The following is a 14,955-nucleotide window of genomic DNA, read 5'->3' as shown; positions in this document are numbered from 1 at the left end:
CCTTTATCTTACTAACTTGGGTTTTAAACTTATTTACCAACTTTAAGAATAGCTAAGAACGCATCTTGTGGTACCTCAACATTACCTAGTTGCTTCATTCGCTTTTTACCGTCTTTTTGTTTCTGAAGAAGTTTCTTCTTACGGCTTACATCACCACCATAACATTTAGCGATTACATTTTTACGTAATTGCTTAACTGTCGTACGGGCAATAACATGCTGACCAATTGCAGCTTGAATTGCAATATCAAACATCTGGCGAGGAATAAGCTCTTTAAGTGCATCGGCTAATTGACGTCCGCGTGATTGCGCACTTTCTCTGTGTACAATAATAGCAAGGGCATCAACTCTGTCGCCATTGATTAAGATATCTACACGTACCATGTCAGACACTTGGAAGTGTTTAAAGTTATAATCAAGCGAGGCAAAACCACGACTAGTTGATTTTAATTTATCAAAAAAGTCCATGACCACTTCAGCCATAGGTAGTTCGTATGTCACTGCAACTTGCTTACCGTGATAACTCATTTTTGTTTGCATGCCACGTTTTTCGACACATAAAGTGATCACACTACCTAAATACTCTTGCGGCACAAGAATATTTGCTTCAACAACGGGCTCACGAATTTCTAAAATATCATTTACTGGCGGTAAATCAGACGGATTATCTATTTGCGTTGTACCATCTTTAGTCACTACTTCATAGATTACCGTTGGTGCAGTGGTTATCAAATCAATATCGTATTCACGCTCTAGACGCTCTTGAATAATTTCCATGTGCAACATGCCTAAGAAACCACAACGGAAACCAAAGCCTAGTGCTGTTGAATTTTCTGGCTCAAAGAACAGTGACGCATCGTTTAGGCTTAATTTATTAAGCGCATCACGGAACGATTCATACTCGTCAGATGCAATTGGGAACATACCCGCATAAACTTGTGGTTTAATTTTCTGGAAACCCGGTAAACGCGCAGGTGCAGCATTTTTCTGATGCGTAATTGTGTCACCTACTGGTGCACCATGAATCTCTTTGATACCCGCAATTACAAAGCCAACTTCACCGGTTTTAAGTACACCTGTATTTGTTTGTTTTGGTGTAAATATACCCACGTGATCGGCAATATGTACTTGCTCATTCGACATAATCTTTATTTTATCGCCAGCACGTAACTCGCCGTGCTTAATACGAACAAGCGATACAACACCTTGGTATGGGTCAAACCATGAATCGATGATCAATGCTTGTAACGGTGCATCCTTGTCGCCTTCTGGCGGCGGGACATCCTTTACAATCATTTCTAACACTTCGGCAATACCAACACCTGTTTTAGCACTACATTGCACTGCATCTAAAGCATCAATACCAATAATATCTTCAATTTCTTCAGCTACACGTAGTGGATCAGCTTGCGGTAAATCAATTTTATTGAGCACCGGAATAACTTCTAAGTCCATCTCTATCGCAGTGTAGCAATTTGCTAATGTTTGCGCTTCTACGCCTTGCCCTGCATCAACAACCAGTAATGCACCTTCACAAGCGGCAAGTGAACGCGATACTTCATAAGTGAAGTCAACGTGCCCTGGTGTATCGATAAAGTTTAACTGGTAGGTCTCACCATCATTAGCTTTATAATTTAGGGTAACACTTTGCGCTTTAATGGTAATACCACGTTCACGCTCAATGTCCATTGAATCCAATACTTGCTTTTGCATTTCACGGTCGGTTAGGCCACCACAAACTTGGATCAAACGATCAGAAAGGGTCGATTTACCGTGGTCAATATGGGCGATGATCGAAAAATTACGGATATGCTTCATAAACTGGATTCTAAACTTCTATTTTAATGGACTAAGTGTATAAAGCCGCAATTTTACATTTAATTGGCTTCAATCACCATCTATTTGAGTTAAAGGGAGGCTAATTGGGTGAATTTTTATTACTTTTATATCGTGCTTTAGACTTTTGACCCGACTTTTAGCAATCCCAAAGCCTGTTATGCCACCGCCTACAGCGGCAATTATTTGTATCCACTCTGCGGCTTTAAATAATTCACTAGCAAGCAAAGCAAATAGCATACTTAATAACAAAGGTAACATATACACGGCAAAAGCATGTTTAACCATGTGCCTGTCATCTAAAGCCAAGGTTATTTTTTGCCCAACTTGGACTGGGATGTCGAATTGATACGGGAACGTTTTTTTTGCAGTGCCGAATAGTTTACCAAAAACTTGTGAACCACAACGTCCATTACAGCCTTCGCAGGCCTTTTTTTGTTGGGCTTCTAAATGAGCAATGGTGCCTGTAATAGACACCACGGTAAGCGTTTGTTCAATCATGAGGTTTTAAAGTGGCCGTGCGACTGATTCTGCAATTGCTTTTGCTGTCATAGCGGGGATATTACCCACCACTGACACATCAAAACTACCTGCATTATGCACATAAATTGTAGTCGCTCCAGATGATAAAGAGCCACTAGGCCTGCGTCCTGGTAACGGGCGCTGCACAAATACAGATACTTCAACAAAGCCATCTGAATATAAATAGTAGTCGGTTAATTCATTATTTAGGTCAAGCTTATGTCTATCAGATTTTAGTAAGCTAAAGCCATCTGGTAGCCAACCTATTTGCCAATTATTACTCGCAACATTGGGTTGCTCTTGCGCAACAGCATTACTTGGTAAGGGAGTCGGGAAATCACGATTAAGCATTTCGAGCAATAGTGGCGCTGGCTCTTCGGTCACGCTTATATGTGTTAACTGTAGTTGCTCCAGCATTTCACCAGCTTGATTTACATAGGCTGATTTTAAAAGTAATGACGACTCAGCATCTATCCAAAGCCAATAGTTAAACTTAAATTCATCTTTTGATTCAATACGCACTAGTTGTGCTGCTCGTCCTGCTATGCGCCCTTTACCACCCAGTACAAAGTCATATTCTTTACTCAAACGTTCAATATCTTTAAAAAGCACTTCAGGAATTGGACCTGCTATTGAATCTGTTGCGATTGAATAAGGCGCTGACTGCGGTTCAAAGTACGTTACTTGATCATCGATTCGGACCATTTCAAGCCCTGCACCGTTAAGTAAACTTAAGTGCTCTAGTTCAGTCTCATTTTGCTTGGCATGTAACCAACGATACGGTTCCATTGACTTGCCTTTTACAACCACAAAAGACGCATCAAAATTACGGTTGTGAACGGCTTCAGCCATATTAAGCAAAAGCTCTTTTGCAGGGGGTTCGTCGCTGGCATAGGCGGGGGCCAGTATTACCAACGACAAGATAAAAGTAATTACTTTCATTTAATTAGTTTTTTTCCTCTTCAGCTTGCCCCTTAGTGTGAGCCTTTTCAAGTGAATATGCAACGCGTGCTTGACGTTGATGCTCTAAAACTAATGCACCAATACGTTGCTGCTGTAATTCACGTAAACCCTGCTCTGCATTTTCAAGGGCTGGCTCTGACGAATAGCTCACTGGAGAAGCAACCCCGGTTAACGGTGTACTTTGCAGTATTGGAATTTCATTAGCAGGTGAGTCCTCACCTTGAGGTAGCGTTTGCACCCCAACAATTGCAAACATAGCGACACTTGCTGCAATGGCAAGCTGTGCAACTGGTTTACGCCAATTAAAAGCAACAACATTGTCAGTGCCAGTGGCAGCAACTTGTGCATCTTGCTTTTGGTTAAAATCAGCATAAACAGGTTCACTTTCTAATGCTTTAGCAACACTGTCGCTAATATCGAGCACAAAAGCGTCTTCTGACTCAGCACGCATTACATCACCTATTAACGCGTAGCGCCCTAAGGTTTTAGTATCTTGCGCAGCAAGCTCTTCGTTTGTTAAGAGTTGTTCGCCGTCAAGTAATGCGGATAAGTCTTGATTATCCAACTTGTTAACGTGTGCTTTTGTCATATTAAGACTCGCCTATTAATGGGTTTAATTTGTTATCAATTGCTTCACGGGCACGGAATATACGTGAACGCACCGTCCCGACTGGGCAATCCATTACCACGGCTATTTCTTCATAGCTCATCCCCTCGATTTCTCGTAAGGTGATCGCGGTTTTAAGATCTTCAGGCAAACTATCAATCGTGTTAAATATTACAGCGCGAACTTCGTCGCTTAATAATAAATTCTCAGGTGATGCGTTAGAACGCATTGCATCCGCGCCGTCATAAAACTCAGCTTCATCAGCGTCTACATCATTTGCTGGCGGTTTACGGCCTTGAGCCACTAAGTAATTTTTAGCACAATTAACAGCGATACGGTATAACCAAGTATAAAAGGCGCTATCTCCACGAAAGTTCGGAAGTGCACGATACGCTTTAATAAAAGCTTCTTGTGCCACATCAGCAATATCACCCTGATTTGAAACATAACGAGAGATCAAACCGGCTATTTTATTCTGATACTTCTTTACTAATAGGTTAAAGGCATTTTTATCGCCTTGTTGAACCCTTTTTACTAGCGCTAAATCTAAATCCTGCTCGCTCATTCGAGCCGGTACTCCTATATCTAGTTATTACTTGTTATTCATATCTTAGCCATTGTTTACAAATACTCTGACTGAGGCATGAATGAAAAGTTCATTTAATATTATTTTTTTATAAAATAGCGCATAAATAAATACGTAAAAGTTGAAAATCACTAATAGTGTCATGTCAAAATATGATACATATACGCTTATCACAATAATATTGATTGCTCGTACCAATTACTTAAATTAGTATCCTAGAGCATTGTAACCGCAAAGACCACGGACATGAACCAAAATAAACACCACGCCACTGACGTTGTCATAATTGGCAGCGGCGCTGCCGGACTTTCTCTGGCACTTTCATTAGCAAATCATTGTAAAGTTACTGTAATTAGTAAAGGTGAGTTAAAAGAAGGTTCCACGCTATACGCACAAGGTGGTATCGCTGCTGTATTCGATAAAAAGAACGACAGTATCGAGTCTCATGTACAAGATACACTAGATGCCGGTGGGGGTTTATGCGACCGAAAAGTCGTCCATTACACTGCAAGCAATGCCCCCGATTGCTTAAAATGGCTAATTGAACAAGGCGTGCCATTTGATATGGAGTTTGACAGCAAGGGCAAAGAACGCTTTCATTTAACCCGCGAAGGCGGACATAGCCACCGTCGCATTTTACATGCCGCGGATGCCACTGGTCGCGCAGTACAAACGACGTTAATTAGCCAAGTACAAGCCCACCCTAAAATTACTTTGCTTGAACAATATAATGCAATTGACCTAATTGGAGATAAAAAGTTAGGTAACGCGGGCGATCACATTCACGGCGTTTACATGTGGAATCGACGTGCTAAACGTGTTGAAACTATTGCTGCTAAATTCGTTGCTTTAGCAACAGGTGGTGCCAGCAAGGTGTATTTATATACGTCAAACCCTGATGTATCTAGTGGTGATGGTATCGCTATGGCATGGCGCGCAGGCTGTAGAGTTGCAAACATGGAGTTTAATCAATTTCATCCAACGAGCTTATACCACCCTGAACTACAAAACTTCTTAATCACTGAAGCTATGCGAGGCGAAGGGGCTTATTTAAAACGCCCTGATGGTACTCGCTTTATGAAAGATTTTGATGAACGTGAAGAGCTTGCCCCACGCGATATTGTAGCCCGCGCAATCGACTTTGAAATGAAACGCCTCGGTGCAAATTGTGTTTATTTAGATATCAGCCATAAAGAGAAAGACTTTATAATTGAACACTTCCCTACCATTTACGCAAAGTGTTTAAGTGTAGGTTTAGATATCACCAAAGAGCCGATCCCTGTGGTTCCCGCAGCGCACTATACCTGTGGCGGTGTAATGACCGACTTTAACGGTAAAACAGATTTAGCCAATTTATATGCCGTTGGCGAAGTAGCGTACACTGGCTTACATGGTGCAAACCGAATGGCAAGTAACTCACTGCTAGAGTGTATTGTATTTGCCCATGCCGCAGCAAAAGATATTCTTGCAAAACTTGCTAGCAGCCCGCCTCAGCAAGCTTTACCGCAATGGGATGAAAGCCGCGTAACGAATTCTGACGAAGAAGTGGTGATAACACATAACTGGCATGAGTTGCGCCTATTTATGTGGGATTATGTAGGCATTGTTAGATCAACAAAACGCTTGGAACGGGCATTGCATCGCGTTGAATTATTACAACAAGAAATTCATGATTATTATGCAAATTTTAGAGTCACCAATAACTTACTCGAGTTAAGAAACTTAGTGCAAGTAGCTGAATTAATCATACGCAGTGCGATGGAGCGTAAAGAAAGTCGCGGTCTACACTATACCATTGACTACCCCGAACAAAGTGGCGACCCAAAGCCAACAGTTTTAACCCCAGCTAAAGCTTAGAGCTAGCAATAATTGCGCGTTTGAGCCTGATAAAGTTTTGCTCATCGACCCCACTGGCATTAATCACCAGCCAGTGGGAAGCTGCAAACCCTTCAATATAAAGCCAAACACAGTGTTGATAAGCTCGACTTTTCGCACTTATTTTGCCCTTAATTTCTTGCTCAAAATTTATAAAATGACAATGTGGTAAATCTAAAATTATCGTACCACGCAGTGGGTGTAAACGCTTAAAGTAAAGCCAAGTTATGTAGCCAGTAATGCCTGTGACAATAACACTGGCAATTTGCCCCAAGGGTGTTGTAAGAAAGGCGGCAGAAAAAAATGCAAACAGGCTAAAGCAGACCACTAAAGGGGCGTGGTCTGCTTTATTATTCGTCAATGTAAATCTATACACGAACTCGGTCTAAAATAAGGTTCACCATTTGCTTAAGTTCTGGATCTTTACATTCTTGATGGCCCATAAACCAAGCAAACAAATCAGGATCGTCCGCTTCTAATAAACGCTGAAATACTGCTTGTTGTTGTGCAGATAATGAATCAAACGCTTCTTCAACAAATGGCATAAACAATACATCAAGTTCTAACATACCACGGCGACAAGCCCATCGAATACGTGCTTTACTATGAATTTCAGTCATTTTTTACCTCGTACTTAGTTGCTATTGAGTTTACCAAATTACCTCTGAATAAACAGCTTTAAATAACACTCACTAAATAATTCCAATACGCTGACATATCATTTAGCTGCATCTATACCCATAGCATCATCTACGTTATTATAAGCATCTCAATTTCTCGCAAAGAAGGTTTTTATGTCCACTGTATATGCATGTCCTTTATCACATAAGCTAATCAGTATAAGTGGGGTTGATAAACTCGCTTACCTTCATGGCCAAATTACCCAGGACTTAAACCTGCTCAAGCAAGATAACTTTTTGTGGGCTGGACACTGTAATGCTAAGGGTAAGCTTTGGAGTGTTGCTAAGTTATTTTCTCATCAAGATAATTTCTATCTTGCAGCCACAGCACACGAAGTAGAGCAGTCTTTAAGCGAATTGAAAAAATATGCGGTTTTTTCAAACGTTGAAATCCAGCAATCACCTTTACAACTCATTGGTTTACTTGGCGATGACTTAACGCAAGTGCAAAATGAATTAGCAATAGAGTTTGCACCAGACGCAACGGCATGTGACTTTAGCGCTGGTAAAGCACTTAAATTAGCAGACAATCGTATTTTATTAATGGTAGACAGTGACTTTTCTCTATCGCAAGACATTACTTGTCTAGACGATGATGCGTTATGGCAACAGCATGCAATTTTAGCTGGTGAGCCAGCGCTTAACCGAGCAGCGATTGGTGAATATGTGCCGCAAATGGTTAACCTACAAGCGATAGGTGGCATTAGCTTTCGTAAAGGCTGTTACACCGGGCAAGAAACCGTAGCCCGCATGAAATACCTTGGCAAGAACAAACGCGCCATGTTTATTGTATCAGGCCCAAGTGAAGGTACCTTTGCTGAGCTTGATTTAGAAACCCAAGTAGGGGAGAACTGGCGTCGTGCTGGAAAATTAATTAGCCAAGCCTACAATAAACACACGAATACTTTTTATGGCCTTGTTGTGTTGCCAAACGACAGTGAACCTAGTCAATCACTGCGTGTAAAACATGAACCGCAGGTAGAGCTCACAATCCAGCCTCTACCCTACTCTCTAGAAGACGAATAAATAGGAATGACTATGCTCATTGCAACAAACAAAGTGGTAAAAATGCATTATTCAGTAACGGATAATGAAAATAACTCTATCGATAATTCATTTGATGGCGAGCCACTCATTTTTATCGTTGGTACTGGGTACTTAATCCAAGGCCTAGAAGATGCGCTACAGGGCAAGCAAGCAGGTGATACACTTAGTGTTACTGTTGAGCCTGAAAACGGCTATGGCGAACGTCATGATGAATTAATGCAAGCAGTGCCTAAATCTATGTTTGAAGGTATGGAAATTGAGGTTGGTATGCAATTTCGTGCAACAACAGATGACGGCGACCAATCAGTTATGATCATCGATATTCAAGATGAAGAAGTCATCGTAGATGGTAACAACCCACTTGCAGGTATTACGTTAAACTTTGACGTCGAAATCCTCGAAGTGCGTGACGCAACGGCTGATGAGCTTGCTCATGGCCATGTACATGGTGAAGGTGGCTGTGGTCACGAGCATTAATCACAATTACCCATAAAAAAAGCGCCTCGGCGCTTTTTTTATGGGTAATTCCTAAGCTGTTTCAACTGCTTCTGACGGAAAAATTTTACCTTCGAGCGCGCTAAGTAACCCCGCTTGATCATTAGTACCTAAGCGATACTGGCTACCATCTTTCATCGTTAGCTGAACCGCACTAAACCCGGACACAGTATAAACCCAGCCATCATGAGTGATCCGTAAGCCAATACCATGGCGAAATGAATTTTCCACAGCTTTTGCTTCTACAATATCTGCAAGCATTAACGTTTGACCAAATAAACCCGGACCAAAGCCCCAACCAATAGTCTCACTATCAACTTTAATGGTTAGACCGTGGAAAATAAAACCCACTAAAACAAGTATCCCAGCAAATACCATTAATGGCATATCTGCGCCAATTAAATACCATGCAAGGCCAACGAAGCTGCCAATCCACGCTAGTATCGCAAAAATAAATAAAGCATACTGCTTATGTTGATACATAAAAATCTCTATAAGGGGTTAAAAACTATATACAAAAGTAGCACTAAGCTCAGAGTCATACTTAAGCTTGTCATCTTCTGGCTTTGAATTATATCGATATAGGTAGGCAAACTTTAATGACACAGCCCCCATAACTTGACTGATCAACGATGTCTCAGACTTAAGGCGTGAGTTTAAGCCAGACAATGATTGCTCAATACTCACATCTTGATTGAATCGGGTACGCTTTGAAACTGTACGCTCCCACTGCAACGCAACTCGTAATAAATAACCGGTTTTGGTAGCATCTTCATCTGTTGCCAACTCTGTTTCGTCATCAGCAACAGAGCGGTATAAACCAGGCCCTATATCAAAATCCACTTGGTTTTTTACACCTTGGTACAAGCGATTACCATAACCGGTTGCAATTGTGCTTTTAAATTCTAAGCCACTAAACTCATCATTTTCATAATCACCGTAGACAAAGAAAGAGGCGTTTTTAACACCTACTTTATAGTTTCCTTGCGCCGATATAAATATACGATTAGCCGAAACTTCATCATCACCAGTAGTATCATTACGATCACGCTTGTACAACGTGTCTATTTTGAATTGGTTTCGCCAACTCTCTAAGTCTTGGTACAAATTACCTCTGAGCTTAAAACTGGTAGAGCTTGTATTGCCGCGACTTACAATAAAACCAAACTCTGTATCACCATACAGCATTTCACCCTGATGTATTTTATGTATTTCTTCTTCAGAAAGCTGGCCATATTCATGAAAGTCTTCAAACGGATCAACTGCCCAAATTTTAAAGCTCACAAATAAACAAAAAAACAGTAAAAAACGATTCACTGTTTACTCGCTAATACATAAACGCTATTGCTAGCTAATTCACCAAAATAATTCATTGTTTATTCGCTATCTTTCCACAAAATATGACAAAACGGCGCATCTTTATCGCGACTGATTAAAATTTTAGCAAATAAAATGTCTTGATTCTCAAATTCAAGACCAACTAACACCTGTAAAAAATGTTCTGGCTCTATTTCTAATGCAACGAAGTCTTGCCACTGTTCGTCTGGTTCACCTTCTTCAATAAAGCCGAGGTTTTCCCTGTGCATATTAAAGTCTTCAACATCTTGATCGGTTAAATTATCTGGCGCTAACTCTAAAAAAATATCGTACGCTTGATGCGTCACTTCTTCTTCGCTATATAAACGTGGTCCTGTCATTGCCATTACTCTTTATCGACTTTATGGTTGCTATAGTATCAAACCTCAACAAAATTATGCCAAAAAAAAGTCAGGTTTCCCTGACTTTTTTTAGCAAAACTCAATTTTACGATTCAGGACTAGTTGTAACTTTAATTTTTTCACGCATAGTCTGCACTAAGCTATAAAATAACGGCACTAGTAAAGTACCCAAAATAGTAGCTGCTAGCATACCTGCAAGCACTGTGACACCTAATGACACCCTACTGCCAGCCCCCGCGCCTGTTGCAAACACTAACGGCAACACACCTAAGACGAAAGAGAATGCAGTCATTAGTACTGCACGAAATCGCATTTTAGCTGCGCTTGATGCTGCCTCAAAAATACTTTTCCCAGCAGCTCGCTCTTCCATGGCAAACTCAACTATCAGAATAGCTGTTTTAGTCGACATGCCTATTAATAATACTAAGCCAACCTGAGCATAAATATTGTTTTCAATACCAATCACATATAAAGCAAGCATTGCGCCAAACATCGCAAGCGGTATTGCCGCAATAACAGAAAATGGAATGGTCCAACTTTCATATTGTGCAACTAAAAATAAATAGACAAATAAAACCGCTAAGCCAAATAGTAATGGCGCCATATTACCTGCTTCTATTTCCTGCTTAGATTGGCCTGCCCATTCAAATGTATAACCGCTAGGTAGTTGCCCTGCAAGCTCTTGCATAGCGGCAATAGCGTCACCACTTGAAAACCCAGTCGCAGCCTGACCACTAATACTGGCACTACGGTATAAGTTAAAGTGGTTTAATGTGGTAGGCCCAAGGATCGGCTCAAGTTTAGCAAGGGTCGTTAACGGCACCATGTCACCCTGATCATTACGCACAAAATAGTGCTGCAAATCAGCTGGGTCTTTACGAAACTCACTTTCAGCCTGCATAATAACCTTATATGTGCGACTAAACTGATTAAAATCATTAATGTATAAAGAGCCCAATTGAGCTTGCAGGGTAATAAATATATCGCTTAGAGCAACACCTTGAGCTTTGGCTTTATTACGATCAATTTCTAAGAAGTACTGAGGAACATTGGCACGAAATGTACTGTATACATTGCTTAAGCTCGGATGTTGATTTGCTTCATACACCAAGCCATTAAGCACTTGAGCCAACTCAGTCGGATCCCGTCCTTCACTGTCCTGTAACCTAAATTCAAACCCCGAACTTGTGCCAAGCCCTGGGATTGGCGGCGGATTAAACACCATTACTTGCGCATCTGGCATCGCCCACATTTGCCCCATAAGACGACCTATCGTTGCTTTGAGCCCTAGCTCTGCTGTTGTGCGCTCTTCCCAGTCTTTTAAAATAACAATACCTAAAGCGTTATTTGACCCTGCACCGCCAATTAAAGAAAAACCAGACACGGCAATAAAGTCGGTCGCAGAGGGCTCGTTCTTAACTATATCGCCTATTTTTTTCATCACATCTTGCGTGCGTCCTGACGCCGCGGCATCAGGTAATTGAACATCAACAAATACAAAACCCTGATCCTCTGCTGGTACAAACCCTGTCGGAACACTTTTCGCAAGCCATCCGGCTGCAACAAATATGATGATCGCAAATAAACTCATTCGCCCAGCACGCTTAAGGATAAAATGAATGACTTTGCTATAAATTGAGGTAGATTGAGTAATGCCTCGTTCAATTGGAGCAAGCCACTTTATCGGTTTCATGGCTTTTTCATTTAATAACAAAGCACACAATGCGGGGCTGAGTGTTAACGCATTTACTGAAGAAATAAGCACTGCGAATGAAATTGTCACCGAAAACTGTTTATACAACTCCCCAGTAATACCAGGCATAAAGCCAACAGGAACAAATACAGCTAACAACACTAGTGTTGTAGCAATAATTGGCCCAGTTACTTGCTCCATCGCTTTGGTTACAGCTTCTTTGATAGGTAGCTTATCTTCTTTTAAGATCCGCTCAACGTTTTCTATAACAATAATTGCGTCATCTACCACAATACCTATTGCCAGTACTAAGCCAAACAGAGTTATTAGGTTTATTGAGTAGTTCATAGCCATCATAAAAGCAAAAGTACCAACTAAAGAAACTGGAATTGCAATGGTAGGAATAAGCGTGGCTCGCCAGTTTTGTAAAAATAAAAACACAACTAACACCACCAAGCCTACGGCTTGAAATAAGGTAACCACCACCTCTTCAATCGAGCGGTTAATGAACTCAGTGGTATCATAAGGTATAGAATACTCAACGCCGTCAGGAAGTTGTTTAGCAAGCTCTGCCATTGTTGCTTTTACATCTGTGGCAACTTGCGTAGCGTTTGCATCCGTTAGCTGGTAAATAACCACAAATGCGGTATCTTGTTGGTTCAATTTAGCCGCTATACTGTAATCGGCCGAACCTAGCTCTATTCGCGCAATATCATTTAAACGCACAAAATTACCGCCTTGGTTAGCGCGAATAATTGTTTGGCCAAATTCTGCGGGGGTTTTTAAACGCCCTTTAGCTTGTATTGAATATTCGAATTGTTGACTCGGTAGCGAAGGCGCAGCACCTAATTTACCTGCAGCAACAATGGTATTTTGTTCTTGCAGCGCAGCTTGCACTTCAGTCACGCTAAGGCCCAAAGATGCCATTTTATCTGGACGAAGCCACAACCTCATTGAATAAGTTTGTTCACCCATCACTTCAGCTGACGCGACACCTTCAATACGACCAAGAGGCTCTGTTATATAATTTGTAGCGTAGTTACTTAAAAAGATTGCATCAATATTTTCTTGATTAGAGTAAAGGTTAATACCCAATAACATAGAGCTGGATTTTTTCTTAACCGAGACTCCTTGTCGCGTGACTTCTGAGGGCAACCCAGGCTCAGCAAGCGCAACCCGATTTTGCACATTAACTTGTGCAATATCTGTATCAGTCCCGACTTTAAAGTACACCGTAATGTTGGCTGTACCATTATTAGTGGAACTCGATTCTATATACATCATGTCTTCAACCCCATTGACTTGCTCTTCAATGGGCCGAATCACTGACTCTTCAACTATTTGCGCACTCGCTCCAGGGTAAACAGCCGTTATTTGTACTTGCGGCGGGGTTATTTCTGGATACATATTTACTGGAAGCAAACCCATTGAAATCAAACCAGCTAAGGTAATGACTATAGAGATCACTAAAGCAAATTTAGGTCGCGCGATAAACGTTTTACTTATCATATACGCTCCTATTAACTCGCTGGGTCTGTTTTACTTGAGATAGTACCGGTGACGTGATCAACCATTTTCTCAACTGGCTTTACTTCAACTCCTTGTCGTACTTTCTGTAACCCTTCAACGATGACCTTTTCACCCTCTTTTAAGCCAGATTCAACAACCCACATAGCGTTAATACGTCGACCTAAAGTTACAATACGTGTAGCAACTTTATTATCGTCTCCAACCACCAATACGAATTTACCTTGTTGGTTTTCTTGTACCGCGGCTTGTGGGATCAGTGCATGTTCTTGCTTATTTTTACTTTCTACTATTAAAGTTACAAACAATCCTGGCATAACAATACTTTTCTCATTTGCGAAAGTTGCACGTAACTCTACCGTACCCGTACTTCTATCTATTTTCGTATCGGCAAAATCTAACTGCCCTTTTGCGGCAAAATTAGTGTTATTTGGTAATCGCAGTGATAAATCAATCGGCACATTTTGTGGGTCATTCACACTATCTTGGTGTTTTTGCCGGTAACTTATGTAATCAGCCTCTTCGACTTGAAAGTTTACATAAATAGGGTCAACGTCTGTTAGTTCTGCCAATTCACTAGAGCTTGGTCCTACGATATTGCCTACATCGTAATTTACTTTACCAATACGCCCGGCAAATGGTGCGCGAATTTCTGTATAACTTAAATTTAGTTTAGCCTTTTCTAAACTCGCTTGGGCAGACTTAACTGCAGCAGCGGCTTGCTCATAATTAGTTGTTAATTTATCGAGATCAGATTGCGAGATAAACCCTTGTGCAGCAACTTCTTTGCCTCGTTTTAAATCACGCTGCGCTCCATTCTCACCTGCCATTTTACTTTTAATATCAGCTTCAATCTCAGCCACTGAAGATTTATACTCTGAGGGGTCAATACGAAGTAGTAACTGGCCTTTTTCTACATAAGAGCCTTCATTAAAGTGACGTTCTATCAGCTCACCTTCAACACGAGCTCTTATTTTAACTTCTTGGTGTGCTTCTGTTCGCGCTACAAACTCCCGGTAGTCACCAACATCTTGAAAAACCACATTAAATACAGAAACAGCAGGCGCGGGAGCAACTTGTTTTGCTGCATTTTCATCAGAGCAACCTGCTAACGATACAATAAATGCCATTCCTAAGGCACCTTTGACAGCTAACGACATATAACTTGCTAAAATGCTTGGCGTAAACCGTTTAAGCATGGTTTTTCTCCTTGATAGCTTTTTAAAAACTACCTTTTATGATTATTGTTAGTTACATCAAAACGCATAACTTGTTTGTCCGGCTAGTATTGAGCTCTGAGATAGCTATTAGTTCAGATAAAAATATACACCACTTTGTAACCTTTTGTAGGTCAGGTTTACAAATAGGTGTATATTTTTAAAATTAAAAAGCATCGCTTTACATCAT

The 14,955-nt window shown here is 40.9% G+C and carries 15 protein-coding genes; 3 read left to right on the top strand and 12 right to left on the bottom strand.

Annotated features, from left to right (window positions below):
* Positions 1-29 precede the first annotated feature (29 nt).
* The 5 genes from lepA to rpoE form a co-directional block, all read right to left on the bottom strand.
* Positions 30-1,817 carry a translation elongation factor 4 gene (lepA, locus tag B5G52_RS07220; protein WP_087531987.1) on the bottom strand — a complete coding sequence of 596 codons (1,788 nt, stop codon included), beginning with the start codon at positions 1,815-1,817 and terminating at the stop codon, positions 30-32.
* A 69-nt stretch (positions 1,818-1,886) separates the two neighbouring features.
* Positions 1,887-2,336, bottom strand: a complete 450-nt coding sequence (locus B5G52_RS07215) for a SoxR reducing system RseC family protein (protein WP_087531986.1) — start codon at positions 2,334-2,336, stop codon at positions 1,887-1,889.
* A 6-nt stretch (positions 2,337-2,342) separates the two neighbouring features.
* Positions 2,343-3,299: a MucB/RseB C-terminal domain-containing protein gene (locus B5G52_RS07210; RefSeq protein WP_087531985.1), complete on the bottom strand. Its 957-nt coding sequence runs from the start codon at positions 3,297-3,299 to the stop codon at positions 2,343-2,345.
* Positions 3,300-3,303: 4 nt separating this feature from the next.
* Positions 3,304-3,909 carry a sigma-E factor negative regulatory protein gene (locus B5G52_RS07205; protein ID WP_087531984.1) on the bottom strand — a complete coding sequence of 202 codons (606 nt, stop codon included), beginning with the start codon at positions 3,907-3,909 and terminating at the stop codon, positions 3,304-3,306.
* A 1-nt stretch (position 3,910) separates the two neighbouring features.
* Positions 3,911-4,492, bottom strand: coding sequence for an RNA polymerase sigma factor RpoE (gene rpoE, locus B5G52_RS07200; RefSeq protein WP_087531983.1), 582 nt, complete (start codon positions 4,490-4,492; stop codon positions 3,911-3,913).
* A gap of 267 nt (positions 4,493-4,759) precedes the next feature.
* Between rpoE and nadB the strand changes: the two genes are divergently transcribed.
* Positions 4,760-6,370: an L-aspartate oxidase gene (nadB, locus tag B5G52_RS07195; protein WP_087531982.1), complete on the top strand. Its 1,611-nt coding sequence runs from the start codon at positions 4,760-4,762 to the stop codon at positions 6,368-6,370.
* Here nadB and B5G52_RS07190 read toward each other — a convergent pair.
* Together B5G52_RS07190 and B5G52_RS07185 are read right to left on the bottom strand one after the other, a co-directional pair.
* On the bottom strand, positions 6,360-6,749 hold the full coding sequence (locus B5G52_RS07190; protein ID WP_087531981.1) for a hypothetical protein: 390 nt from the start codon (positions 6,747-6,749) through the stop codon (positions 6,360-6,362). The genes nadB and B5G52_RS07190 overlap by 11 nt on opposite strands.
* Before the next feature lie 7 nt (positions 6,750-6,756).
* Positions 6,757-7,008, bottom strand: a complete 252-nt coding sequence (locus B5G52_RS07185) for a succinate dehydrogenase assembly factor 2 (RefSeq protein ID WP_087531980.1) — start codon at positions 7,006-7,008, stop codon at positions 6,757-6,759.
* Between the two features lie 174 nt (positions 7,009-7,182).
* Here B5G52_RS07185 and ygfZ point away from each other — a divergent pair, with 174 nt between their 5' ends.
* Together ygfZ and B5G52_RS07175 are read left to right on the top strand one after the other, a co-directional pair.
* The gene (ygfZ, locus tag B5G52_RS07180) at positions 7,183-8,094 is read left to right on the top strand and encodes a tRNA-modifying protein YgfZ (protein WP_087531979.1); all 912 of its coding nucleotides are present in this window, start codon (positions 7,183-7,185) and stop codon (positions 8,092-8,094) included.
* Between the two features lie 12 nt (positions 8,095-8,106).
* Positions 8,107-8,592 carry a peptidylprolyl isomerase gene (locus B5G52_RS07175; protein WP_087531978.1) on the top strand — a complete coding sequence of 162 codons (486 nt, stop codon included), beginning with the start codon at positions 8,107-8,109 and terminating at the stop codon, positions 8,590-8,592.
* 51 nt (positions 8,593-8,643) lie between these two features.
* Here the strand turns inward: B5G52_RS07175 and B5G52_RS07170 are convergent, their stop codons facing one another.
* The 5 genes from B5G52_RS07170 to B5G52_RS07150 form a co-directional block, all read right to left on the bottom strand.
* Positions 8,644-9,093, bottom strand: coding sequence for a hypothetical protein (locus tag B5G52_RS07170; protein ID WP_087531977.1), 450 nt, complete (start codon positions 9,091-9,093; stop codon positions 8,644-8,646).
* 18 nt (positions 9,094-9,111) lie between these two features.
* A complete protein-coding gene (locus B5G52_RS07165) occupies positions 9,112-9,927 on the bottom strand; it encodes a DUF481 domain-containing protein (protein ID WP_087531976.1) in 816 nt (271 codons plus the stop codon).
* Between the two features lie 59 nt (positions 9,928-9,986).
* Entirely contained in the window at positions 9,987-10,307 is a 321-nt protein-coding gene (locus tag B5G52_RS07160) for an HI1450 family dsDNA-mimic protein (protein ID WP_087531975.1), read from the bottom strand.
* 106 nt (positions 10,308-10,413) lie between these two features.
* Complete coding sequence (locus B5G52_RS07155; RefSeq protein WP_087531974.1) at positions 10,414-13,530, bottom strand: efflux RND transporter permease subunit; 3,117 nt, start codon at positions 13,528-13,530, stop codon at positions 10,414-10,416.
* A gap of 11 nt (positions 13,531-13,541) precedes the next feature.
* The gene (locus B5G52_RS07150; protein WP_254911161.1) at positions 13,542-14,747 is read right to left on the bottom strand and encodes an efflux RND transporter periplasmic adaptor subunit; all 1,206 of its coding nucleotides are present in this window, start codon (positions 14,745-14,747) and stop codon (positions 13,542-13,544) included.
* Positions 14,748-14,955 lie beyond the last annotated feature (208 nt).

The organism is Pseudoalteromonas sp. A601 (assembly GCF_002165575.1).
In the GTDB taxonomy this organism is placed as follows: domain Bacteria; phylum Pseudomonadota; class Gammaproteobacteria; order Enterobacterales; family Alteromonadaceae; genus Pseudoalteromonas.
Note: the sequence above shows the minus strand (reverse complement) of the source record. Positions and strands in the feature narration are given on the sequence as shown.